Genomic DNA, 22,754 nt, shown 5'->3' with positions numbered 1-22,754 from the left:
TCCTTCCCGCGTACGCCGGTCGGGGTCAGCGGTTGCCGCGCTTGGCGGCGCGACGCTGCTGCTTGATCGTGTCGCGCACCTCGCGCTCGGTCTCGGCGTGCCGGCGGGCGGAGGCGGCCCGGCGCACGCCGTACCCGAACGCGGCCACCTTGACCAGCGGGTTCGCGGCGGCGGCGGAGACCACGGTGGCCAGGTTCGCCACGTTCGCGGTGACGTTCTGCGCGTGGCTGGTCATGGTGTCCACCTTGGCGAGCTGGAGGTTCACCCCGTCCAGCGAGGTCTGCACCTGCTCCAGGGCCACGTTGACGTTCTTCACAGTGGTGTTCACGTCGCCGAGCAGCGGCGCGGTGCGGTCGTTGAGCTCGTTGATCATGCGGGTCGTCGCGTCCACGGTGTGCCGCAGCCGCAGGATCGGCACCGCCAGCACGAGCACCAGCATCAGGAACGCGCCGGCCAGGACCAGCCAAGCGACCTCGCTACCGTTCACGTGCACGTCCTCCTCAAGCAGTGTCCCGGAACCCGACGCCCCGGAACGCGCGACCGTACCTACCCACTTCGCGCCACGCCGACCCGGTCACCGGGCACGGACGGGCGTGCCAGCCCCAGACCCTACCGTCCGTGATGAAAGTCGGCTCACGACGGTGAGGGGGTCGCCTCGCCCAGCGGGTCGTCGGTCAGGGTGGGGTACGGATCCTCACCGGTGAGTGACGGATCGGTGGTCGGGGTCGGTCCGGTGCGCTCGTCGTCGATCGCGTTGCGCACCTTCACCGACACCAACGAGCCGGTGCACTCCGCCGCTGCGGGCGCGGCCGGCGCGGTCGGCGCGGGCGCCCCGTCCACCGGCGGGGGCGTGCAGGTGCGGTCGCGTACCCACAGGTCGAGCGTGAGTTCGTCCCGGCGCCAGCAGGTGTAGCTACCCGGGACCTTCTCGTCCGGGCAACGGTCGACCGTCCAGCGCCGCCACCCGTCCCCGGCCAGCGCCTCCTCGTAGACCGCGACGGTCTCCTTCCACCCCTGCTCCGACTCGACGGAGCGTTCACGCAGGCGGCAGTCCTGGAGGCACCAGCGGCTGCCGCTGACGTTGTCGACCGTGTTGCTCTGCGCCCAGGCGGGCACGGCGAGCGCGTCGAGGGTGTCGAAGACCGGGTCGCGGCTGAGCGTACGCATCCCGAAGTAGAGCGGCACCGCACCGAGCAGCACGAGGCTGACCAGGGCGAGGATGCCCAGCCGCAGCCGGCTGCGCTCGCGCATCTGCCGGCGCAGCTCCGACCGGGCGCCGCGCAGACCACCGGCCTCCGCGTCGCTGTCGTCCGGTCCGGGACCGCCGGGCCGTGGCGCGCCGCCCGCTGCGGGCCGTGGCCCCGTGGGCTCCCCCGGGGGTACGACCACAGCCGCCCGGGCCGCCGCCGGTGTCGCCGCGTTGCCCGGTCCGGGCCGGTCCGGCTCCGCCCCGGGTGGCGTCGCCCGTCCGGTGGTCCGCTCGTCCGGCGCGGCCGGGCGGGCCACGCCGGCCGCCGCGCGGGCGGTCACCGGCGCACCGGGCGGCACCGGGCCGTCGCCTGCCGGCCCTCGGGCGCCGGGGGCCACCGGCGGACGAGGCCCGGCACCGGGCCGGGTGTCGTCGGGGCGTGCCGACCCGCGCCCGTCGCCACCGGGTCCAGCCGGACCGGCTCCGGGGCGGCCGGCACCGGCCGGAATCCCACCCGTTCGATCGGCGTCACCACGGGAACCGGGGCCGGCCGGACCGGCTGGGCCACCACCGGGACGGCCACCGCCGGCCGGAATCCCACCCGCGCGATCGAGGTCGCCACGCGGGCCGGGAGTGGGCGCGACACCGGGGCGGGCCGCACCGCGGGCCGGGCCGGGCCTACCGGGCGACGGGTCGGACGGCTGAGGCCGGGCCGGGGGCACGACCGGGCCGGACTGGTCGGGGCGGACCGCCGGTTCGGCGCGCGCAGGCACATCGGGGTCGGGCTGTCCGGGCCGCCGGGACGGCGTACCCGGCTCGGGACGCACCGGCGGGACGGCGACGCCAGCCCGGCCGGCGGGCGCTTCGGAACGGCCGGACGGCTGGCCGGCCGAACGGCGGGTGACCGGCATGGCGGGGTCGGTGTGCGGCGTGCGACCCGCCTGCCGAAGCCAGTCGGCGGGCCGGTCGGGCCGTTGCGGCCGCGGTTCACCGGCGTCGTCACGGGCGGCCCGGCGACCGGGTGTCCCGGCGCCGACGCCGGTACCGCCCGGCTCGTCGGGCGCGGCCCGCCGACTGCCGGGTACGTCGGGTGCGGCACCGCGACCGGCGGGCGCGCCGCGGTGGCCGGCCGGCGGGGTCGAGCCGGTCGCCGGAGTGCCGGAGACGGGCGCGCCCGGCAGGTCCGGCGCGTTTCCGCTGCGCGGTACGGCCGGGGAGCGGTCCGGGGCGGCCCGCCGGCCGGTGCCCGGAGCGGGCACCGCTGCGGATCCGCCGCCGGGCGCGGGCCGGTGGTGGCCGCCGGTGGGCTCGTCGTGCCGGGTGCGTCGCCCGCCACCGGAGACCGGGGCGGAGTCCGGAACGGCTCGTCCGGCCGGCCCGCCGGGTACGACGCCCTCCGGCGCGGCGCGACGGCCCGCACCGGAGACCGGCCGGCTACCGGGCGGCACGTCGTCGGCACGGGTCCGGCGGCCCGCCCCCGAGACCGGCCGCGTGCCGGGCGGAACGTCATCGGGCCGCGCTCGGCGTCCCCCCGGAACGGGCTGGACGGCGTCGGTGTCCTCGCCGCGCGCCCGGCGGGCACCACCGGAGACCGGCTGGATGCCGGCGGTGTCGTCCGGCCGGGCCCGGCGGCCGCCGGACGGCGGCGGGATCGTCGGATCGGCCTGGTGCGGGACCTCGGGGCCCGCTCCGTGCCGGCCGCGGGGCGTCGGCGGTACGCGGCTGTCGCCGTCGACGGGCGGGCGGCCCGGGTCGGCGGGTGCCCGCCCGGGCGTCGGCGCGGCGGGCGGGACGCGGGTGCCGGCGACCGGGGGCTGCTGGCCGGTGGGTCCGTCCACGCGGCGGCGGTACGGCGCATCGGCCGGACGGGGTGCCTCGGGCACGCCGGGCCACGGGCCGTCGACGGGGCGGCGAGCGGCGCCGGCTTCGGGGCCGCCCGGCCAGGGGCCGTCACCGGGCCGGCGCGGGGCACCGGTCTCGGGACCGCCGGAGCGCACCGGCGGCGCGGCCGGACCGGGCGTGTCGGGGCGGCGCATGACCGGCGGACGCGGACCGGGCCGGCCGCCACCGGGCGGCGTCTCCGGGCCGGGACGGCCACCGCCGGAGGGCGCGTCCACGACCGGTCGGCGGGCCCCCGGCGGCGCGTCCCCGGCCGGACGCCCGGGGACCGGGGACATGTCCACGCCGGGCCGGCCGGACGGCGGGGCGGTGCCCATGCCGGACCGTCCCGGCGGCGGAGGCGTGTCCATGGCCGGCCGACCGGGGGCCGGGGGCAGGCCGGTACCGGGTCGTCCGGTCACCGGTCCCCCGGGACGGCCGGCGGCCGGGGGCGCAGCCGGGCCGGGGCGGCCGGTCACGGGCGGCGGCGTCGGGTCGGTCCGGCCGACCGGAGCGGGCCCGCCCGGACGGGGCCGGCCGGGAGTCTGCGGCGTGGCAGCCGGGGGCGGATCGGCCCGACCGGGAGTCTGCGGCGCGGCGGCCGGCGGCGGAACGACCCGGCCGGGAGCCTGCGGCGCGCCTGCCGGCGGAGTACCGGGCCGGCCGGCGGGCGAGGGTGGCGGAACCGGCTGACCGGTCGAGGGCGGCTGGGAGCCCGGCGCCGGGGGCCGCGGAGCCTGTCGGCCGGCGGGTGGCATGCCGGGGCCCGGCCCCGGTGCGGCGGCCGGGCGGGGTGGCCGGGACGGGTCGCCGTCCGGCCAGGACGGGTCGGCGTCGGGCCGCGGCGCGGGCACGCCCCCGTCCGGTCCGAGTTCGCCGCCCTGCTGCTTGGCGGTGCGCAGGTCGTCGATCCAGCCGAGTTCCTCGCCGACGACAGTCGGGTCCAGCTCGGGCTCGGCCCGGCCGCGTCCCCACCGGCGGCCCTTGCCGCGCGGGTCGCGCCGCTCGTCGGGGCCGTCCGCCGGTCGCTCCGGACCACGCGCCATCACTACTGACCCCCCTCGGCGGCGTCGCTGCCGCCCTCACTCGCCCCGCTGGCCTGCTCGCCGCCCCCCACCCGGGCCCCGTTCACGGCGGCCGGGGCGCCGGCCTCCGCCCGGGTCGCCGGAGCCGGCAGCCCGCGCACGATCCGGCGCAGCAGCGGCAGCCTGGTGGCCACCGCCCGCTCCGCGCCGTGACCGCTGGGCTGGTAGTAGTCGGTTCCGACGAGGTCGTCCGGAGCGTACTGCTGGGTGACCACCCCCCGGTGGTCGTCGTGCGGGTAGCGGTAGCCGGCGCCGTGGCCGAGGCCCCGTGCGCCGGAGTAGTGGGCGTCGCGCAGCCCGCGCGGCACCGCGCCGCCACGGCCCGCGCGTACGTCGGCGACGGCGGCACCGATCGCTGTCGTGGCCGAGTTCGACTTCGGCGCGGTGGCCAGGTGGATGACCGCCTGGGCCAGGTTGAGCTGTGCCTCCGGCAGGCCCACGTACTCGACGGCGTGGGCGGCGGCGGTGGCCACCGTCAGCGCTGTGGGATCGGCCATGCCGACGTCCTCACTCGCGAAGATCACCAGCCGGCGGGCGACGAACCGGGCGTCCTCCCCGGCCACCAGCATCCGGGCCAGCCAGTGCAGTGCCGCATCCACGTCCGAGCCGCGCATGCTCTTGATGAACGCGCTCGTCACGTCGTAGTGCGCGTCGCCGTCGCGGTCGTAGCGCACCGCCGCCACGTCGACCGCCTGCTCGGCCACGGCCAGGTCGATCCGGCCGGTGCCGAGCGCGGTCGCGGTGGCCGCCGCCGCCTCCAGCGCGGTGAGCGCCTTGCGCACGTCGCCCCCGGCGAGCCGGACCAGGTGGTCCTCCGCCTCCTCGGCCAGGACCAGCGCGCCGCCGAGCCCGCGTTCGTCGGCTACCGCGCGGCGCAGCAGGCCGCGTACGTCGTCGTCGTCGAGGGCCTGGAGGGTGAGCAGCACGCAGCGCGACAGCAGGGGCGAGATGACCGAGAAGTACGGGTTCTCGGTGGTCGCCGCCAGCAGCGTGACCGTGCGGTCCTCGACCGCGGCGAGAAGCGAGTCCTGCTGGGTCTTGCTGAACCGGTGCACCTCGTCGATGAACAGCACAGTCGGCGGGCCGCCGGACCGGCGTTGCCGCCGGGCGGTGTCGATCACGGCGCGGACGTCCTTGACGCCCGCGGTGAGCGCGGACATCGCCACGAACCGCCTGTCGGTGGCCCGGGCCACGAGGTGGGCGATGGTGGTCTTGCCGCTGCCCGGCGGCCCCCAGAGGATCACCGACATCGGCGCCGCGCCCTCGACCAGCTGGCGCAGCGGCGCTCCCGGCGCGAGCAGGTGTTCCTGCCCGACCAGCTCGTCGATGCCGGCCGGCCGCATCCGCACCGGCAGGGGCGAGTCCGCCCGGGTGTCGGTGAAGCCGTCGGCGCCGCCCGCGCCCGCGGGTGCGCCGGCCGGCTCGCCGAGGGTGAAGAGGGCGTCCGATTCCATCACGAGAACAGTACCGGGCCGGGCCGACGACGCCGGAATCGCGCCGCCGCCCCGACCCGGGTGGTCTTTTCCGGTCAGCCGCGACCCGGCCGCCGGCCCCGGTACCACCGGCCGCCACCGCCGCCGCGCGGGCCGGAGCCGACCCCGGCCAGGTAGAGCGAGAGCAGCAGGAAGCCGATGAGCATGAGCGTCGTGGTACTGAACAGATCGGGCGCGCCGAGGTCGGTGTTCATGAAGTCGAGCAGCAGCGCGAAGCCGAACACGATGGCCGCGAGAATGGCGAGCATGTCGTTCCTCCGGTGGGGTTCCCAGCAGGTCGGCGACGGATGTACCCAATCGGTCTGTTCGTCAATCTCCACCGTGTAACGGGTAGCGGCCCGACCTCCGGCACGGGCCGGGGGTGCTCGTAGGCTGGCGAGATGATCACGGTCGACGAGTCGCTGACCGAGCGGGAGACGCTGCTCGCCGCCACCGAACGCCGCACGTCGATCCGGCTCGCCTGACGCACCGTCCCCGGGCCGAGATCGTGGTACGGAACGGCCCCCGCAGGGGCGCTCGCGTACCAAGATCTCCCCGCGTCCCACCGAGCCGGCCGGCGCTGCCGTGCGGGCGGGCGGGGATCAGTCGCGGCCCGTCGACGCCGGCACGACCACCGGCGCCGGCTCGGACGCCGGGCCGGTCTGACCGGGGCCGCCGCCCGTCCCCTCCGGTTCCACCGTGACGTCGTGCCGGGTACGGCGGGCGGCGCGCCAGGCCGGCAGGTAGAGCGGCGCGGCCACGGCGAGCATCACCGCGCCGACGACCATGGCGGTGCTGATGCTCGTGGCGTCGGCCAGCGCGGTCAGCGTCACCGCGCCGAGCGCGCCGGCCGGCTGGGCGGCCATCGAGTTCAGCGAGAGCACACTCGTCCGGTACGGGCCGTCGACCTGCCGGTGCAGCAGTCCCATGTGCAGCGGGTTCGACGCGCCGTGCACGGCGTAGCAGGCCAGGTACGCGATGAGGATGCCGACCGGGCCGGCCAGCAGGCCCATGCCGACCACAGTCACGCCCTGGAGGATGCGCATCAGCGCGGCGGCCGGGGCGGCGCCGAGGCGGCGCAGCAGGAACGGGGTGAGCGCGGCGCCCGCGGCGTTCGCCAGCCAGGCCGCCGAACCGGCAGGACCGAGCAGCGCCGCCGCGCGGTCGGCGTCACCGACCACCTCGGCGAGGCGTACCGGGAGCAGCGACTCGAAGGTGACCATGCCGAAGCCCCAGAACAGTTCGACGGCGACCAGGGCCGCCAGCGCCCGGTTGCGGCGCAGCAGCCCGACGGCCTGCCCGACCATCCGGGGCGCGTCGACAACCGAGGCGCGCAGCGCGGCCGGGCCGGACGCGGGCCGTCGCTCGGCCATCAGCGACAGCAGCGCCACGATGGACACCGCCTGGAGCACGGCGGCGACGATCACCGGCAGGGCCAGCGCGCTGACCGGACCGACCGGGCCGAGCGCGACCAGGCCGCCGCTGAGCAGCGCGCCCGCGCCGATGGCGACGCCGATCACGGTGCCGGCCCAGCCGAGGCCGCGCTCGTACTCGGCCTTCGGGTCGACGGCGAGCGTGGCGTCGACGTACCAGGATTCCATCGGGCCGCTGTCGAGTGCCCGGTAGACACCCTGCAACGCCCAGACCAGGAAGAACATCCAGAACGAGTCGGCCACCGCCATCAGCGCCAGCGAGCCGAGGCCGATCGCCCAGGCGACGACCAGCACCGGCTTGCGGCCGAGCGCGTCGGCGAAGCCGCCGGTGGGCAGCTCCAGCGCCAGCACGACGAGGCCCTGCGCGGTGGCGACCAGGCCGATCTGCGACAGCGTGAGGCCGCGTTCCTGCATCAGCAGGATCATCACCGGCATGAGCAGGCCGCTGGGCAGCCAGCGCAGGCCGTACAGCGTGAGGTAGCGGAACCGGATCTGGCGTACGGACAGCGCGGTCACGGCTTCTCCTCGGTGGACGGCGGGGTGCGCCGCGGGAACGCCGCGTCCATCGGGAGGGCGGCGAGGTAGAGCTGGACCGTCTCGGCGTCGGGATCGTCGGGGTCGGTCTCGTCGCGGTGCCGCTCGAAGAGCGCGAAGACCTCCTCCTTGATCGCTTCGAGCCGGGAGACCGGGATCCGCATGAAGAAGTCGCCCAGGCCGAACGCGTCGCGCCAGGCCGGCGACCACTGGTGCCGCTGGGCGAACCAGCGTTCGGCGTGCCCGGCGAAGAAGCGGACGTAGTCCGCCTCCAGCCACTCGATCGCGGCCCGCGAGTCCGGGTCGTCGTCGAAGTCGCTTGATTCCCAGTTGGTGACGTCGTGCGCGGCCCGCCAGTAGCGCTGCCGCCCGGTGCCGAGGTCGGGGTCCTCGACCACGAGGCCGACCTCGGCGAGCTGACGCAGGTGGTAGCTGGTCGCGCCGCTGTTGGTGCCGAGCATCTCGGCCAGGGCGGTCGCGGTGGACGGCCCCACCACGCGCAGCGCCCCGATCAGCCGCATGCGCAGCGGCTGGGCCAGCGCGCGGACCTGGCGGTGGTCGATGCGTACGGCGCGTTCCTCGGGCCGCTTCTTCTCCTCCATAAGATGCACAATATCTGTGCACACTCTCCATGCACAAGGTGCTTGCAAAGAATCTGTGCAACTAACCGTACAACTCGGTGATCCCACGCAGCCGGGTCCGCAGCTCGTCGTACCGGTAGCAGGTGGCGACGACCGCGTCGGGGCGTACCCGGATCAGCAGCTCGCGCACGGCGGCGCTGTCGGTCAAAGATCGAAAAGGCCCGCGTCATCATGAGGCGGGCCCTTCGGCGAGGCGAGGATCAGGTCGGGTCGGCCACCGGCGCGGCCGGGCCGGCGGTGCCGGCGTGCGGGCCGGCCGCCGCCTTCGGCTTGGCGTCGATGCCGGCCTCGGCACGCTGCTGCCCGGTGATCGGGGTGGGCGCGCCGGTCAGCGGGTCGAAGCCGCCGCGGGTCTTCGGGAACGCGATCACCTCGCGGATCGAGTCCGCGCCGGCCAGCAGCATGCAGACCCGGTCCCAGCCGAACGCGATGCCGCCGTGCGGCGGGGCGCCGTACCTGAACGCCTCCAGCAGGAAGCCGAACTTGTCCTGCGCCTCGTCGGCGGTGATGCCGAGCAGGTCGAACACCCGTTGCTGCACGTCGCCGCGGTGGATACGGATCGAGCCGCCGCCGATCTCGTTGCCGTTGCAGACGATGTCGTACGCGTAGGCCAGCGCCCGGTCCGGTGCCTCCTCGAACCGGTCCACCCACTCGGCGTTCGGCGAGGTGAACGGGTGGTGCACGGCGGTCCAGCCGCCGTCGTCCGTGCGTTCGAACATCGGCGCGTCCACGACCCAGCAGAACGCCCAGGCGCTCTCGTCGACCAGGTTCGCCCGCTTGGCGATCTCGATCCGGGCCGCGCCGAGCAGCTCCTGCGCCTCGCGGGTGTTCGTGCTCGCGGCGAAGAAGACCGCGTCGCCGGGCTTCGCGCCGACCGCGTCGGCCAGGCCGGACAGGTGCGCCTCGGACAGGTTCTTCGCCACCGGGCCGCGCGGCTCGCCGGTCTCTGCGTCCAGCACCACGTACGCCAGGCCGCGCGCGCCGCGCGCCTTGGCCCAGTCCTGCCAGCCGTCCAGCTCCTTGCGGGTCTGCGACGCGCCGCCGGGCATGACCACCGCGCCGACGTAGCCGCCCGCGTCGATCGCGCCGGCGAACACCCGGAACCCGGTGCCGCGCAGGTAGTCGGTCAGCTCGGTCAGCTCCACGCCGTAGCGCAGGTCCGGCTTGTCCGAGCCGTAGCGGGACATCGCGTCGTGCCAGGTGATCCGCGGGATCGGCCGGGTGATCTCGTAGCCGGCGAGGTCCTTCCACAGCGCCGAGACGATCGCCTCGCCGAGGTCGATCACGTCGTCCTCGGTGACGAACGACATCTCGATGTCGAGCTGGGTGAACTCCGGCTGCCGGTCGGCGCGGAAGTCCTCGTCGCGGTAGCAGCGGGCGATCTGGTAGTACCGCTCCATGCCGCCGACCATCAGCAGCTGCTTGAACAGCTGCGGCGACTGCGGCAGTGCGTACCAGCTACCAGGCTGCAGGCGCACCGGCACCAGGAAGTCGCGGGCGCCCTCCGGGGTGGAGCGGGTCAGCGTCGGCGTCTCGATCTCCAGGAAGTCCCGCTCGTGCAGTACGCCGCGGGCGATCTGGTTGGCCCGCGAGCGCAGCCGCATGGCCTTGGCCGGGCCGCCCCGGCGCAGGTCCAGGTAGCGGTACTTGAGCCGGATGTCGTCGCCGGCCTCGATCTGGTCGTCCACCGGCAGCGGCAGCGGCGCGGCCTCGGAGAGCACCTCCAGCGCGGTCGCTGTCACCTCGACCTCACCGGTGGGCAGGTCCGGGTTCTCGTTGCCCTCCGGGCGGCGGGTCACCTCGCCGGTGACCTTGACGCAGAACTCGTTACGCAGCGCGTGCGCGTCCTCCTCGCGGAAGACCACCTGCACGACGCCGGAGGCGTCGCGCAGGTCGACGAAGATGACACCGCCGTGGTCGCGCCGGCGGGCCACCCACCCGGCGAGCGTCACCGTCGAGCCGGCGTCCGCGGCGCGCAGGCTTCCGGCATTGTGGGTACGGATCACGGCTGGCGTCTCCTCAATCTGGTCCACTCACTGCTCCCCCGCATTCTGTCAGGGCGGGCGGGCCCGCTCCCGGGCACCCGTCGAGCCGGTCCGCCCCGGCGGTGGCGAAAGCGCCGTGCGGGCCGGGTCCGGCGGTCTACCGTGGCCGGGTGCGTGCCGTACCGGGCTGGGCCGTCGTCACCGCGGCCGCCGCGCCCGCGCTGCTGGTGGCGGGCTGGACGGTGGCGGGCGCCCGTCAGGGGCCGGGGTACGACCCGGTGCGTGACACGATCAGCGAGCTGGCCGGCGAGGGCGCCACCGATCCGTGGCTGATGGGCGGCGCGCTGGTGCTGCTCGGCTGCTGCTACTGCGCCACCGCCGCCGCGCTGCACGCCGCCGGGCTGCCCAGCCGCTTCCTGCTGGCGGTCGGCGGGGTGTCCACCGTCGCGCTCATCGCGTTCCCCCGGCCGCAGGTGGGTGGCTCCCCGGCGCACGGGGTGGTGGCCACCGTGGCGGTGCTCGCGCTGGCGCTCTGGCCGGCCGGGTCGGCGCTGCGCCTGCCCCGGAGGGTGCCGCGCGAGGTGGCCGCCTCCCCGGCGGGCCGGCCGCCGTGGGCGTTCCGCCGGCCGGTGGCGCTGGCCGTGACGGCCGTCCTGCTGGCGTTGTTCGGCTGGTCGGTGGCCGAGGTGACGGGCGGCTCCCGGACCGGGCTGGCCGAGCGGGTGGCGGCGCTCGCGGTGACGCTCTGGCCGCTGGCGGCGGTGCTGTCGGCGCGGCGGGCCCACCGGCACTGGACGGCCCGGCCCTCGGACCCGCCCCGCCCGGACGGCCCGCCGGTCGGTCCGGGCCGCCTCGGGGCAGGCGCCTGAGGTGGGTACGCGGAACGGGCCGCCGGTCACCCGGCGGCCCGTTCGTGGGAGTGCGTGGATCAGAAGACGCTCACGCCGTAGCGGCTGAGGGCCTCGGTGACCGGCTGGAAGTAGGTCGTGCCGCCGGAGGAGCAGTTGCCGCTGCCGCCGGAGGTGAGGCCGAGCGCGGTGCTGCCCGAGAAGAGCGAGCCGCCGCTGTCGCCGGGCTCGGCGCACACGTTGGTCCGAATCAGGCCGGAGACGCTGCCCTCGGCGTAGTTCACGGTCGCGTTGAGCGCGTTGACGCTGCCGCTGCGCAGGCCGGTGGTGCTGCCGGAACGCTGCACGCTCTGGCCCACGTAGGCGTTGCCGGCGCCGGTGATGTCGCGGTAGCTGCCGTTGTAGAGGTAGACGTTGCCGGCCGCGTTGGCCGAGTTGTTGTGCCGGACGATGCCGTAGTCGTTGCCCGGGAAGCTGGTGCCGGCCCGGGTGCCGAGCAGGCTGGTCTGCGCGGAGTTGCTGTACCAGCTCGACGAGATGTTGGTGCAGTGGCCCGCCGTGAGGAAGTAGTAGGTCGAGCCGCTACGGACGTTGAACCCGAGCGAGCAGCGGCCCCCGCCGCCGGCGTAGATGGCCTGGCCGCCGGAGATCCGGGTGCTGAGCGTGCCGGCCTCGGCCTCGATCCGGATCGCGCCGTTGTGACGGGCGGCGGCGGCCTTGACCCGCTCCAGCTTGGCGCCGGTGACGGTGCTGTCGACGGAGACGACGACCTGGTTCGTGGCCGGGTCGGTCCACCAGGCGGTACCGGGAATCTTGGCGGAGCGCTCCAGCTCGCTGGTGGCGGCGTTGAGCTTGTCCGCACCGCGCGCCACGATCTTCGGGACGGCACCGGCGGCGCGCACCTGGCGGGCGGTCGCGGTGTCGGTCACCGTGACGACCATCTTGCCGCTGGCGTCGGCGTACGTGCCGGCCGCGCGGGCACCGAGCTTCTCGACGAGGGTGGCGGCGGCGTCCGGCGAGAGGGCCGCGGGGGCGGCCTGCGCGGGTGCGCCGAGCAGCGAACCGGTGACCAGGGTGCCGGCGACGGCGACGGCGGCGGCGCGGCGGAGCGTGGACCTCGTGGGTCGCATGTAACAACCTCCGAATGGGGGTGAACGGGCGCTGTCATGGGGGCGCGCCCGAGGACAACCCGGGCGACCTGGGGAAACCGCCCGGGTGCCCAAAGTATTCACACATTTAAGATCGTAAGCAAGACATGGCTTTGCCCGGATTCGCACCAGCACCCGGTGTAACGCCGGAGCAACAACATCGACATCATCTGTCAGAGCCGGTTCACGGCGTACGGCGGCGGGCGCCCGGGCCCGGGCGGGGCAGCACGTCCCGCGCCTCGCTGATCTCGTGCCCCTCGCCGCAGCGCAAGGTGACCCGGACCTCGGCGCCGCAGTCGCGGTGCGCCACGCTCAGTGGCGAGCCCTCCGGGCCGGCCAGATGGCGGTCACCCCATCCGAGCACCGCGACGAGCACGGGCCACAGTTCCAGCCCCATCTCGGTGAGCCGGTACTCGTGGCGCGGCCGGCTGCCCGGCTCGCGGTACGGCTCCCGGCGCAGCACGCCGCGCTCGACGAGCATGGCGAGCCGGTTCGTCAGCACCTGGCGCGGGATGCCGGTCCGCACCCGCATGTCGTCGAACCGGCGTACGCCGTTGAAGACCTCGCGGAGCACGACGAGGCCGCCGTACCGCCCTGGCCGAGGCCCGCCTGACAGACCCGGCCGACCGCCTGGTAGCCCACGCCACCTCGACCTGCCTCATCTTCCCCCTCCCCTGACCCGCCCCGCTTGTTCTCGGCGATCTTGCAGTTGCCGCCCCCGCCGCGCCGTGTTCGCGGCATTTGCGGGGGCCGTAAGTGCAAGATCGCGCGAGTGGGGGGCGGGGTCAGGCGGTGCGGGCGGCCACCCGGGTGGCTCGGGCGGCTCGGCGGTCCTCGAAGCGGGACGCCTGGGTCTCCAGGGTGTCCAGGTGGGCGGCGATCTGGTCGCGGGCGGCCTCGCCGTCGGCGTTCAGGCCGGTCACCTCGAACAGGTTCCACTGGCGCAGCACCGGCATCACCACCTCGTCACGGTGCTGGCGCAGGTCGTAGATCCCGGCCAGCGCGATCGCCACCGACTTGCGGGCGAAGCCGTCGATGCCCACACCCGGCATCTGGAAGTCGGCGAGCACGTCGGCGACCGCCCGCATGGCCTGGCTCGGCGCCAGCTCGAACGCCGCGCCGAGCAGGTTGCGGTAGAAGACCATGTGCAGGTTCTCGTCCGCGGCCACCCGGGCCAGCAGCGCCTCGCACGTCGGGTCGCCGGTGGCCCGGCCCGTGTTGCGGTGCGAGATGCGCGTCGCCAGCTCCTGGAACGACACGTACGCCAGCGAGTGCAGCATCTCCTGGTCGTGGACGTTCTGGTAGCCCGCCGACATGTGCACCATGCGGGCCCGCTCCAGCGCCACCGGGTCCACCGCCCGGGTCACCGTGAGGTAGTCGCGGATCGCCGTGCCGTGCCGCCCCTCCTCGGCGGTCCACCGGTGCACCCAGGTGCCCCACGCGCCGTCGCGCCCGAACAGGGTGGCGATCTCGTGGTGGTACGAGGGCAGGTTGTCCTCGGTGAGCAGGTTGACGATCAGCGCGGTACGCGCCACCTCGGGCAGCGTCGAGTCCTCCGGCGACCAGGCCTCTCCGCCGAGCGGGCCGTCGAAGGTGCGGCCCTCGCTCCACGGCACGTACTCGTGCGGGAACCACTCCTTGGCCAGCGACAGGTGGCGGTCGAGGTTCTTCTCGACCACCGGCTCGAGTTCGGTGAGCAGAGCGGTCTGGCTGAGCACGGTCACGACGTTCTCCCTACGGTGGCGTAACTTACGCCACCGTAGGTCGAAACGTCTTCAGACGCCAGTGCCGGCCGGGCCGACCAGCGGTTTCAGGTCCGCCCGGGGCGGCGTCCACTCCCCCGCCGAGGCGGGCACCTGCTCGCCGGAACGGATGTCCTTGACCTCGTCGCCGTCCGCGCCGGGGAACCAGACGTACGGGATGCCACGCCGCTCGGCATACCGGATCTGCTTGCCGAACTTGGCCGCCGACGGGGACACCTCGGTGGGCACACCGCGCGAGCGCAGCGCCGCCGCGACCGCGTCGCTGGCCGCCCGGTCCTCCTCGGCGGTGACCGCCACCAGCACGCAGGTCGGCACCGAGCGGGACACCGACAGCGCCTCGGCGCCGAACAGCAGGCCGAGCAGCCGGGTCACCCCGATCGAGATGCCCACCCCGGGGAACCGGACGTTGCCCGAGCTGGCCAGGTTGTCGTACCGGCCGCCGGAGCAGATCGAGCCGAACCGCTCGTAGCCGATCATCTGCGTCTCGTAGACCGTACCCGTGTAGTAGTCTAGGCCCCGCGCGATGCGCAGGTCGGCCACGCAGAGGCCGGGCGCGTGCGCGGCGGCGGTCTCCACCACGGCCGTCAGCTCCGCGACGCCCTCGTCCAGCAGCGGGTCGCTCACTCCGAGGCCGCGCACCGCGTCGGCGAAGGAGGCGTCCGGCGCGGAGATCTCGGCCAGCGACAGCACGGCCTTGGCCTGCGCCTCGCTCGCCCCGGCGGTGCTCGCCAGCAGCTCCGTCACCCCGGCCGGGCCGATCTTGTCGAGCTTGTCGACGGCGCGCAGCGCCGCCTCCGCGTCGGTCAGCCCGATGCCCCGGTAGAACCCCTCGCAGATCTTGCGGTTGTTGACCTGGATGCGCACCGGCGGGATCGGCAGCGACCGCAGCGCGTCGCCGACGACCAGCGGCATCTCCGCCTCGTAGTGGGCCGGCAGGGTGTCCCGGTCGACGATGTCGATGTCGGCCTGGAGGAACTCCCGGTACCGGCCCTCCTGCGGACGCTCACCGCGCCACACCTTCTGGATCTGGTAGCGGCGGAACGGGAACTGCAGCCTGCCGGCGTTCTCCAGCACGTAGCGGGCGAACGGCACGGTCAGGTCGAAGTGCAGGCCGAGCGCGTCGTCACCGGCCGGGCCGTCGGCGTCGGCCTGCAACCGGCGCAGCAGGTAGACCTCCTTGGCGGTCTCCCCCTTCCGCAGCAACTGGTCCAGCGGCTCGACCGAGCGGGTCTCCAGCGGCGCGAAGCCGTACAGCTCGAAAGTGGCACGGATCCGGTCGAGCACGAACTGCTCGATCATCCGCTGAGCCGGCGTCCACTCGGGGAAGCCGGAGATGGGCGTGGGCTTGCTCATGGCGTACTCCTCGATCCCGCGCACGGCGCGGGCGAACGTCGTGGGCCGCGGCGGTCAGAGGCCGCGGGTGGGCGCGGCCGGGCGCGCGCCGCCGGTGCCCGCCACCTCGACGAGGTACGGGTTGGTCGCGCGCTCGCGGCCGATCGTCGTAGCGGGGCCGTGGCCGGGCAGGACGACTGTGTCGTCGGCCAGCGGGAGCACCTTGTCCCGCAGGCTGGACAGCATCCGGGGCATGCTGCCGCCCGGCAGGTCGGTACGGCCGATCGAGCCGGCGAACAGCACGTCACCGGAGAGGCAGATCTGCTCCGCCTCCCAGCGCGAGCCGGTGCCGGGCAACCGGAACAGCACCGACCCGCCGGTATGGCCGGGGGTGTGGTCGACGGTGATCTCCAACCCGGCCAGCGACAGCGTCGCGCCGTCGGTCAGCTCGGCCACGTCGTCCGGCTCGGCGTACGGCAGCCGGCCGCCGAACAGCTGGGTCAGGTCCATCGACAGCGCCTTGCTCGGGTCGGCCAGCAGTTCCCGGTCGTCCGGATGGACGTAGGCGGGGATGCCCCGCGCGCCGCAGACCGGGGCGACGGAGAACGTGTGGTCCAGGTGGCCGTGGGTGAGCAGCACGGCGGCCGGGTGCAGGCGGTGCTCGGCGAGCAGGGCGTCGAGCCGGTCGAGCACCCCGATGCCGGGATCGACCACCACACACTGCTCCCCCGGCCCGGTCGCCACCACGTAGCAGTTGGTGCCGAAGGCGTCCGCGGGAAAGCCGGCCACGAGCACGTTGCTCCCCTTTCCGTCCGGTCGTCGTCTGCCTAACAGGGTAGTGGTAACAACTATCGGGTTCCGTCCGCCACCGGCCCGTCCGCCCCGGCCGGTCCGAGACGGCGGGACCTCGTACACCACATTCACAGTCGCTACCCGTACACTCTGGCGGGCGTGTGGCGTGGCGCACCCCGATCGGAACGGCGGACGGCGCCCGGCGCCGGCGGCGATCAGGCAGAGGAAGGGGAGCGCGCGTGGCTTCCAGCAGGGACCGGCAGCGCAAACTGGCGCGCGCCAAGCTCGACCGGCAGCTCGCCCGGCGGGCGGCGGTCGCGAAGCGCCGCCGGCAGATCCGGGCCGGCGTGGGCGCCGCGGTGGTGCTCGTGCTGATCGTGGCCGGCTCCGCCTGGGCGCTCGGCGCGTTCGACCCCGAGCCGGAGAAGAAGGCCGCCGAGGACGTCTGCCTCTGGAGCGCGGAGGACGGCGCCGTCAACACCAACCTCAAGGACGTCGGCGAGCCGCCCACCACGGGCCTGCCCACCTCCGGCACCCGCCCGATGACGATCACCACCAACCAGGGTGGGCCGATCACCGTCGAGCTGGACCAGACCGACGCGCCGTGCGGCGCGGCGAGCCTGAGCTACCTGGCCGGCCGGTCGTTCTTCGACAACACCACCTGCCACGAGATCACCGCCGAGGGCGCGCTGCGCTGCGGTGACCCGACCGGCACCGGGCTCGGCGGTCCGACCTACTCGTTCTACGACGAGAACATCCCGACCGCGCCCGAGCCGAGCCCCTCGGCCTCGCCGGCGCCCGGGCAGCCGGCGACGTACCCGAAGGGCACTGTCGCCATGATCGGCAACCCGCCCGGCACCAACGGCAGCCAGTTCCTGATCTTCTTCAAGGACGCCAGCCCGGCCAAGCCGGCCTACTCGGTGGTCGGCAGGGTCACCGGCGGGCTCGACGTGGTGGAGAAGATCGGCGCCATGCCGACGGTGGACAATGGCAACGGCGCCAAGGTCAAGCCGAAGACGCAGGTGCTGGTCCAGAGCGTCACTGTCGGCGAGCCCGGCGCGGCGCCGGCCGGCAGTCCCGCGCCGTCGCCCAGCGCCAGCGCGGGCTGAGAACACAGGCGAGCAGGCGGCGGGCCGTCGGCTGACCCGGCGGCGCGCGCGCCGACCCCATACGCAGCAGGTGAGGAGTGACCGTGACGTCCACCAGAGACCGCCAGCGCGCGGCGGCGCGGGCCAAGCTAGAGCGGGAGATGGCGGAGCGGGCCGGCCGGGCCCGCAAGCGCCGGCAGACCCAGGCGATCGTCGGTGCCGCGGCGGTGCTGGTGCTCGTCGTGGCCGGCACGGTCTGGCTCGTCGCCGCGCTCGGCGACGACGAGAAGCAGGGCGGCACCGCCGCCGGAGCCGGGGCCGTGCAGTGCGCGTACACGGAGGTGCCCAAGGAGGGCCGGCCGGCGCAGATCAAGGACGTCGGGCTGCCGACCACCCAGCAGGCCGGCAAGGGCACCCAGACGATGACCATCGACACCAACCTGGGCCCGATCACCGCCAAGATCGACCGCGCCAAGGTGCCCTGCACCGCCGGCAGCTTCACGCACCTAACCAGTAAGGGCTTCTTCGACAACACCAAGTGCCACCGGCTGGTCACCGAGGGCATCAAGGTGCTCCAGTGCGGCGACCCGAGCGCCACCGGCAAGGGCTGGCGGGACACCGACGGCACCGGCGGCCCGTCCTACAACCTGGCCGAGGAGAACCTCCCGACCGACAAGCGCCCGCCGTACCCGGAGGGAGTCATCGCGATGGCCAACTCCGGCCAGCCGGGCAGCACCGGCAGCCAGTTCTTCATCGTGTACGGCGACTCTCCGCTCGACCCGAACTACACGGTGCTGGGCACCATCACCGGCGGCATGGACGTGGTGAAGCAGGTCGCCGCGGCCGGTGACGACGGCGCGTTCGCCAAGCAGGCCGGCGGTGGTCACCCGAAGAAGGAGATCACCATGACCAAGGTGACGATGAGCCCGATCCAGGGCGGCTGACCGCACCCGCACGACGACGAAGCGCCCGCCGGCTGATCGCAGCCGGCGGGCGCTTTCGCGTGCGTGGTGGCTCAGGCCCCCGAGGTGACCCGGTACGCGTCGAACACGCCGTCGACCTTGCGGACGGCGGCCAGCAGGTGCCCGAGGTGCTTCGGGTCGGCCATCTCGAAGCTGAACCGGCTGACCGCCACCCGGTCGCGGGTGGTGGTGACCGTCGCGGAGAGGATGTTCACCCGCTCCTCGGACAGCACCCTCGTCACGTCGGCGAGCAGCTTGTGCCGGTCCAGCGCCTCGACCTGGATGGCGACCAGGAACGTGGAGGCGGACGTGAGCTTCCAGCTCACCTCGACCACCCGCTCGGGCTGGGCGCGCAGGTCCTCGGCGTTGGCGCAGTCGTCCCGGTGCACGCTCACCCCGCCGGAGCGGGTGACGAACCCGAACACCGAGTCCGGCGGTACGGGCGTGCAGCAGCGGGCCAGCTTGATCCAGACGTCGCTGACGCCGCGGACCACCACACCCGGGTCGGCGCTGCTCTGCCGGCTGCGCGGCGGCCGGGTGGCGACGGCGGTCTCGGCGATGTCCTCCGCCGCGCCCTCCTCGCCGCCGTAGGACGCCATCAGCTTCTGCACCACCGACTGCGCGGAGACCTGGCTGTCGCCGACCGCCGCGTACAGCGAGGCCACGTCGGCGAGGTGCAGATCCCGGGCGATCGCCATCAGCGCGTCCGAGGTGAGCATCCGCTGCAACGGCATGCCCTGCTTGCGCATCGCCTTGACGATCGCGTCCTTACCGGCCTCGATCGCCTCCTCGCGCCGCTCCTTGTTGAAGTACTGGCGGATCTTGGTGCGCGCCCGCGGGCTCTTGACGAAGCCCAGCCAGTCCTGCGTCGGGCCGGCCGTGTCGGACTTCGACGTGAAGATCTCGATCACGTCGCCGTTGGACAGCGTCGACTCCAGCGGCACCAGCTTGCCGTTGACCCGCGCGCCGATGCACTTGTGCCCGACCTCGGTGTGCACCGCGTACGCGAAGTCCACGGGCGTCGACCCGGTCGGCAGCGGGATGACGTCGCCCTTCGGGGTGAAGACGTACACCTCCTGGCTGGACAGGTCGAACCGCAGCGCGTCCAGGAACTCGCTCGGATCCGCCGCCTCACGCTGCCAGTCCAGCAGCTGCCGCAGCCACGTCATCTCGTCGATGTGCGCCGGCGGTCCCACCACCGGGGTGCCCTTGTGCTCCTTGTACTTCCAGTGCGCGGCGATGCCGAACTCGGCCGTGCGGTGCATCGCGTACGTGCGGATCTGCATCTCCACCGGCTTACCGGTGGGCCCGATGACAGTCGTGTGCAGCGACTGGTACATGTTGAACTTGGGCATGGCGATGTAGTCCTTGAACCGGCCCGGCACCGGCTGCCAGTTGGCGTGGATGACCCCCAGCGCCGCGTAGCAGTCACGCACCGTGTCGACCAGGATCCGTACACCCACCAGGTCGTAGATGTCGTTGAAGTCGCGCCCCCGCACGATCATCTTCTGGTAGATCGAGTAGAGGTGCTTCGGCCGCCCGGTCGTCTCCGCCTTGATCTTGGCGGCCTTCAGGTCGGTGGACACCTTCTGGGTCACCTGGCGCAGCAGCGCCTCCCGCTGCGGCTGGTGCTCCCCGATCAGCCGGTTGATCTCCTCGAACCGCTTCGGGAACAGCGTGCCGAAGGCGAGATCCTCCAGCTCCCACTTGATCGTGTTCATACCGAGGCGGTGCGCCAGCGGGGCCAGGATCTCCAGCGTCTCCTTGGCCTTCTGCTCCTGCTTGGGGCGGGGCAGGAAGGTGAGCGTCCGCATGTTGTGCAGCCGGTCGGCCAGCTTGATCACCAGGACCCGCGGGTCCTTCGCCATCGCGACGACCATCTTGCGGATGGTCTCCGCCTTGGCCGCGTCGCCGAGCTTGACCTTGTCGAGCTTGGTGACGCCGTCGACGAGCAGCGCGACCTCACCGCCGAAGTCGGCGCGCATCTGGTCGAGCGTGTATTCGGTGTCCTCGATGGTGTCGTGCAGCAGCGCCGCGACCAGCGTCGTGGTGTCCATGCCCAGGTTCGCCAGGATGGTCGCCACCGCGAGCGGGTGCGTGATGTAGGGGTCGCCGGACTTGCGGTACTGCCCCGAGTGCCACCGCGCGGCCGTGTCGAAGGCGCTCTGGAGCAGCCGCGCGTCGGCCTTGGGATGGTTCTCCCGGTGCGTCGCGATCAAAGGCTCCAGCACCTCGCTGACCTGCGAGGTCTGCCAGGGCGCGTTGAACCGGGCCAGCCGGGCGCGTACCCGCCGGCCGGTGGGCGCGTTGGAGAGGGCGAAACCGCTGCCGGGCGTGGACTCGGTGGAACCCTCGGTCGGGAACGGCACCACGACCGCCCCGCCGTCGGCCGTCGCGTCGGACGCGCCGCCGGTGGCGCCGGTCGCCCGGGCCGGCCGGTTGCCGCTGCGCTCGGTCACCGAGCCGTCCGCGTCGCCTGTCGGGTGCACCGTGCCCTCCACCGGAGGGACGACATCGTGGGACACCGGCCTCCTCACCGCTCGCCGGGATGCGCCGGCCGTCCGGCCGACGTCTGGTTCAACCGGCCCGGGGGCCGGTGTTGTTCCACGCGGTCGCCGGGGCCGGGCCCCGGCGCCTTCGCCGCCCCGGACAGCTCGGCCGGGTCGGGCAAAGGGCAATCCTACCCGTACGCAGGGTACGCCACCGCTCCCCCGGACGGTCGGCGCCGACCGGCCCGACGGGCCGGCCTGGTCAAACGGTCAACAGGGCATGGACCGGGCGCTGCGCCAGCCGCTTACGGCCTTCGAGGAAACCCAGCTCCAGCAGCACGGTGAACCCGGCCACCGTGCCGCCGGCCCGCTCCACCAGGTCGAGCGTGGCCTCGGCGGTCCCGCCGGTGGCGAGCACGTCGTCGAGCACCAACACCCGGTGGCCCGCGGTGAAGGCGTCCTGGTGCACCTCCAGCGTCGCCTCGCCGTACTCCAGCGCGTAGGAGGCCGAGTGGGTGGCGCGGGGCAGCTTGCCGGCCTTACGCACCGGCACCACGCCGACGCCGGTGGCGTACGCGACCGCCGCCGCCAGCACGAACCCCCGCGCCTCGATGCCGGCGACGGTGTCGAACGACTCCGGCCCGTGGTACGCGATGATGCCGTCGATGACCGCACGGAACGCCTCACCGTCGGCGAACAGCGGCATCAGGTCCTTGAACACGACACCCGGCTTGGGGAAGTCCGGCACGTCCAGCAAGCGGTTGGCGACGAGCTGGGCGACCTCCGGGCCGCTGTCTCCCCGTACCTCTGTGGTGTGGGTCTCCGTCACTGTGCGTCCCATGTCCTCTCGAAACGACGACGGCGTCCGTCATGCCGTGACATCAGCATGACGGACGCCGTCGGACCGATTCCGTCCGGCCCTGCGGTCAGCGGCGCTTGCCGCCGGGCCGGTTGCCGCCGCCCCCGGCGGGGCGACCACCGCGGGCTCCGCTGGGGCGCTTGCCGGCCGGCCGGGCGCCCACCTTGGGTGCGGCGCCGGCCAGCGCGGCCGCCTCCGGGTCGATCGGCGCGTCGGCGGCCGGCGTGGTGGCACGCGGACCCTTCGGCGTGATCTCGCCCCGGGCCAGCGCGGCCCGGCGGGACAGCACCCGCTTGTTGTGCGCGCTGATCCGCGGGTCCATGTTCTTCAGCAGCACCAGCAGCGGGGTGGCCAGCACGATCGAGGTGAGGAACGCGACAGCCATACCGACGAACAGCACCAGGCCGAGGTCCTTCAGCGTGCCCGCGCCGAGCAGGCCGGCGCCGATGAAGAGCAGACCGCCGACCGGCAGCAGCGCCACCACCGAGGTGTTCAGCGACCGCATGAGGCTCTGGTTGAGCGCCAGGTTGGACGCCTCGCCGTAGGTGACGTTGTTGTTCGCGGTGATGCCGCGTGTGTTCTCCTGCACCTTGTCGAAGACCACCACCACGTCGTAGAGCGCGAAGCCCAGGATCGTGAGGAAGCCGATGATCGTCGACGGGGTGACCTCGAAGCCGACGAGCGAGTAGATGCCCGCGGTCAGGGCCAGGTTGGTCAGCAGCGAGATGATCGCGGCGACCGCCATCCGCCACTCGAAGCGCAGCACCAGGTAGATCGACACCACCGCGATGAAGATCACCAGACCGAGGAAGGCGCGCGAGGTGACCTGGCTGCCCCAGGCCTCGGAGACCTGGCTGCCACTGATCTGGTCGGCCTGGATGCCGAACTCCTGCGCCATCGCGGTCTTGGCCGCGTTCGCCTGCTCCGCGGAGAGCTGCCCGGTTCGCATCTCGTAGAACTCGCCGCTGGTGCCGCCGACCTTCTGCGCGCTCACCACCTCGACGCCGGGCGCCTCGTCGGCCAGCACCTCGTCGACGACCTGCTCGGCGCGGTCCAGGGTGCCGACGCTGGCCGGCACCTGGAACGAGTTGCCGCCCGCGAACTCGATGCCCAGCTTGAAGCCGCTGATCGCGAAGCTCAGCACGGCGATCAGCACGAGCACGCCGGCCACGCCGAACCACAGCTTGCGCCGCCCGACGATGTTGAGATCCGCCTCGCCCCGGTAGAGCCGGGCGGCCAGACCGCTCTTAGCCATC

At 74.0% G+C, this 22,754-nt stretch carries 17 protein-coding genes and 2 pseudogenes; 4 read left to right on the top strand and 15 right to left on the bottom strand.

Features of this window, described 5'->3' with window-relative positions; translation table 11 throughout:
* Positions 1 to 25: 25 nt before the first annotated feature.
* The 7 genes from O7622_RS14785 to aspS form a co-directional block, all read right to left on the bottom strand.
* Positions 26 to 487 carry a DUF948 domain-containing protein gene (locus O7622_RS14785; RefSeq protein WP_043324962.1) on the bottom strand — a complete coding sequence of 154 codons (462 nt, stop codon included), beginning with the start codon at positions 485 to 487 and terminating at the stop codon, positions 26 to 28.
* Positions 488 to 633: 146 nt separating this feature from the next.
* Entirely contained in the window at positions 634 to 1,251 is a 618-nt protein-coding gene (locus O7622_RS29240) for a hypothetical protein (RefSeq protein WP_348774078.1), read from the bottom strand.
* A 2,864-nt stretch (positions 1,252 to 4,115) separates the two neighbouring features.
* Positions 4,116 to 5,606 (bottom strand): replication-associated recombination protein A, encoded by a 1,491-nt coding sequence (locus tag O7622_RS14775; RefSeq protein WP_282313879.1) that lies wholly within the window; start codon positions 5,604 to 5,606, stop codon positions 4,116 to 4,118.
* Positions 5,607 to 5,680: 74 nt separating this feature from the next.
* A complete protein-coding gene (locus O7622_RS14770) occupies positions 5,681 to 5,893 on the bottom strand; it encodes a hypothetical protein (protein ID WP_013285485.1) in 213 nt (70 codons plus the stop codon).
* 333 nt (positions 5,894 to 6,226) lie between these two features.
* On the bottom strand, positions 6,227 to 7,573 hold the full coding sequence (locus O7622_RS14765; RefSeq protein ID WP_282313878.1) for an MFS transporter: 1,347 nt from the start codon (positions 7,571 to 7,573) through the stop codon (positions 6,227 to 6,229).
* Positions 7,570 to 8,193 carry a helix-turn-helix domain-containing protein gene (locus O7622_RS14760; protein ID WP_282313877.1) on the bottom strand — a complete coding sequence of 208 codons (624 nt, stop codon included), beginning with the start codon at positions 8,191 to 8,193 and terminating at the stop codon, positions 7,570 to 7,572. The genes O7622_RS14765 and O7622_RS14760 overlap by 4 nt, the downstream gene beginning before the upstream one ends.
* Before the next feature lie 239 nt (positions 8,194 to 8,432).
* On the bottom strand, positions 8,433 to 10,238 hold the full coding sequence (gene aspS, locus O7622_RS14755; protein WP_282314145.1) for an aspartate--tRNA ligase: 1,806 nt from the start codon (positions 10,236 to 10,238) through the stop codon (positions 8,433 to 8,435).
* Positions 10,239 to 10,387: 149 nt separating this feature from the next.
* On the opposite strand from aspS, the gene O7622_RS14750 reads away from it, so the two are divergent.
* On the top strand, positions 10,388 to 11,086 hold the full coding sequence (locus tag O7622_RS14750) for a DUF998 domain-containing protein (protein ID WP_282313876.1): 699 nt from the start codon (positions 10,388 to 10,390) through the stop codon (positions 11,084 to 11,086).
* A 59-nt stretch (positions 11,087 to 11,145) separates the two neighbouring features.
* Here O7622_RS14750 and O7622_RS14745 read toward each other — a convergent pair whose 3' ends face one another.
* Together O7622_RS14745 and O7622_RS14740 are read right to left on the bottom strand one after the other, a co-directional pair.
* Entirely contained in the window at positions 11,146 to 12,195 is a 1,050-nt protein-coding gene (locus O7622_RS14745) for an alpha-lytic protease prodomain-containing protein (RefSeq protein WP_282313875.1), read from the bottom strand.
* 202 nt (positions 12,196 to 12,397) lie between these two features.
* Positions 12,398 to 12,793 (bottom strand): annotated as a pseudogene (locus O7622_RS14740) (helix-turn-helix domain-containing protein); the annotation flags it as partial.
* Here O7622_RS14740 and O7622_RS14735 point away from each other — a divergent pair.
* Positions 12,787 to 12,891, top strand: a pseudogene (locus tag O7622_RS14735) (aromatic compound degradation protein PaaI); the annotation flags it as partial. The pseudogenes O7622_RS14740 and O7622_RS14735 overlap by 7 nt on opposite strands.
* 107 nt (positions 12,892 to 12,998) lie before the next feature.
* On the opposite strand, the gene O7622_RS14730 reads toward O7622_RS14735, so the two are convergent.
* The 3 genes from O7622_RS14730 to O7622_RS14720 are packed head-to-tail and all read right to left on the bottom strand — an operon-like array spanning position 12,999 to position 16,103.
* The gene (locus O7622_RS14730; protein ID WP_282313874.1) at positions 12,999 to 13,937 is read right to left on the bottom strand and encodes an acyl-ACP desaturase; all 939 of its coding nucleotides are present in this window, start codon (positions 13,935 to 13,937) and stop codon (positions 12,999 to 13,001) included.
* A 51-nt stretch (positions 13,938 to 13,988) separates the two neighbouring features.
* Positions 13,989 to 15,329 carry a histidine--tRNA ligase gene (gene hisS / locus O7622_RS14725; RefSeq protein ID WP_282313873.1) on the bottom strand — a complete coding sequence of 447 codons (1,341 nt, stop codon included), beginning with the start codon at positions 15,327 to 15,329 and terminating at the stop codon, positions 13,989 to 13,991.
* A gap of 54 nt (positions 15,330 to 15,383) precedes the next feature.
* Positions 15,384 to 16,103: an MBL fold metallo-hydrolase gene (locus O7622_RS14720; protein WP_282313872.1), complete on the bottom strand. Its 720-nt coding sequence runs from the start codon at positions 16,101 to 16,103 to the stop codon at positions 15,384 to 15,386.
* A gap of 236 nt (positions 16,104 to 16,339) precedes the next feature.
* Between O7622_RS14720 and O7622_RS14715 the strand changes: the two genes are divergently transcribed.
* Together O7622_RS14715 and O7622_RS14710 are read left to right on the top strand one after the other, a co-directional pair.
* Positions 16,340 to 17,209 carry a peptidylprolyl isomerase gene (locus O7622_RS14715; protein ID WP_282313871.1) on the top strand — a complete coding sequence of 290 codons (870 nt, stop codon included), beginning with the start codon at positions 16,340 to 16,342 and terminating at the stop codon, positions 17,207 to 17,209.
* Between the two features lie 83 nt (positions 17,210 to 17,292).
* The gene (locus tag O7622_RS14710) at positions 17,293 to 18,132 is read left to right on the top strand and encodes a peptidylprolyl isomerase (RefSeq protein WP_282313870.1); all 840 of its coding nucleotides are present in this window, start codon (positions 17,293 to 17,295) and stop codon (positions 18,130 to 18,132) included.
* Between the two features lie 71 nt (positions 18,133 to 18,203).
* On the opposite strand, the gene O7622_RS14705 is transcribed toward O7622_RS14710, so the two are convergent.
* From O7622_RS14705 to secF, 3 genes are all read right to left on the bottom strand, one after another.
* Complete coding sequence (locus O7622_RS14705) at positions 18,204 to 20,651, bottom strand: bifunctional (p)ppGpp synthetase/guanosine-3',5'-bis(diphosphate) 3'-pyrophosphohydrolase (RefSeq protein WP_282314144.1); 2,448 nt, start codon at positions 20,649 to 20,651, stop codon at positions 18,204 to 18,206.
* A 250-nt stretch (positions 20,652 to 20,901) separates the two neighbouring features.
* Positions 20,902 to 21,468, bottom strand: a complete 567-nt coding sequence (locus O7622_RS14700; RefSeq protein WP_282313869.1) for an adenine phosphoribosyltransferase — start codon at positions 21,466 to 21,468, stop codon at positions 20,902 to 20,904.
* A gap of 97 nt (positions 21,469 to 21,565) precedes the next feature.
* On the bottom strand, positions 21,566 to 22,753 hold the full coding sequence (gene secF, locus O7622_RS14695) for a protein translocase subunit SecF (protein ID WP_282313868.1): 1,188 nt from the start codon (positions 22,751 to 22,753) through the stop codon (positions 21,566 to 21,568).
* Position 22,754: the final 1 nt, after the last annotated feature.

It is taken from the genome of Micromonospora sp. WMMD1076 (assembly GCF_029581475.1).
In the GTDB taxonomy this organism is placed as follows: domain Bacteria; phylum Actinomycetota; class Actinomycetes; order Mycobacteriales; family Micromonosporaceae; genus Micromonospora; species Micromonospora aurantiaca.
The sequence above is the reverse complement of the archived record's forward strand: the minus strand, read 5'-3'. Positions and strand labels throughout refer to the sequence as shown.

What these genes read in the sequence shown, in the direction of transcription:
- hisS (WP_282313873.1), bottom strand. Translation starts at nt 15,329, where the DNA reads ATGAGCAAGCCCACGCCCATCTCCGGCTTCCCCGAGTGGACGCCGGCT.
- O7622_RS14745 (WP_282313875.1), bottom strand. Translation starts at nt 12,195, where the DNA reads ATGCGACCCACGAGGTCCACGCTCCGCCGCGCCGCCGCCGTCGCCGTC.
- O7622_RS14770 (WP_013285485.1), bottom strand. Translation starts at nt 5,893, where the DNA reads ATGCTCGCCATTCTCGCGGCCATCGTGTTCGGCTTCGCGCTGCTGCTC.
- secF (WP_282313868.1), bottom strand. Translation starts at nt 22,753, where the DNA reads ATGGCTAAGAGCGGTCTGGCCGCCCGGCTCTACCGGGGCGAGGCGGAT.
- O7622_RS14775 (WP_282313879.1), bottom strand. Translation starts at nt 5,606, where the DNA reads ATGGAATCGGACGCCCTCTTCACCCTCGGCGAGCCGGCCGGCGCACCC.
- O7622_RS29240 (WP_348774078.1), bottom strand. Translation starts at nt 1,251, where the DNA reads ATGCGCGAGCGCAGCCGGCTGCGGCTGGGCATCCTCGCCCTGGTCAGC.
- O7622_RS14760 (WP_282313877.1), bottom strand. Translation starts at nt 8,193, where the DNA reads ATGGAGGAGAAGAAGCGGCCCGAGGAACGCGCCGTACGCATCGACCAC.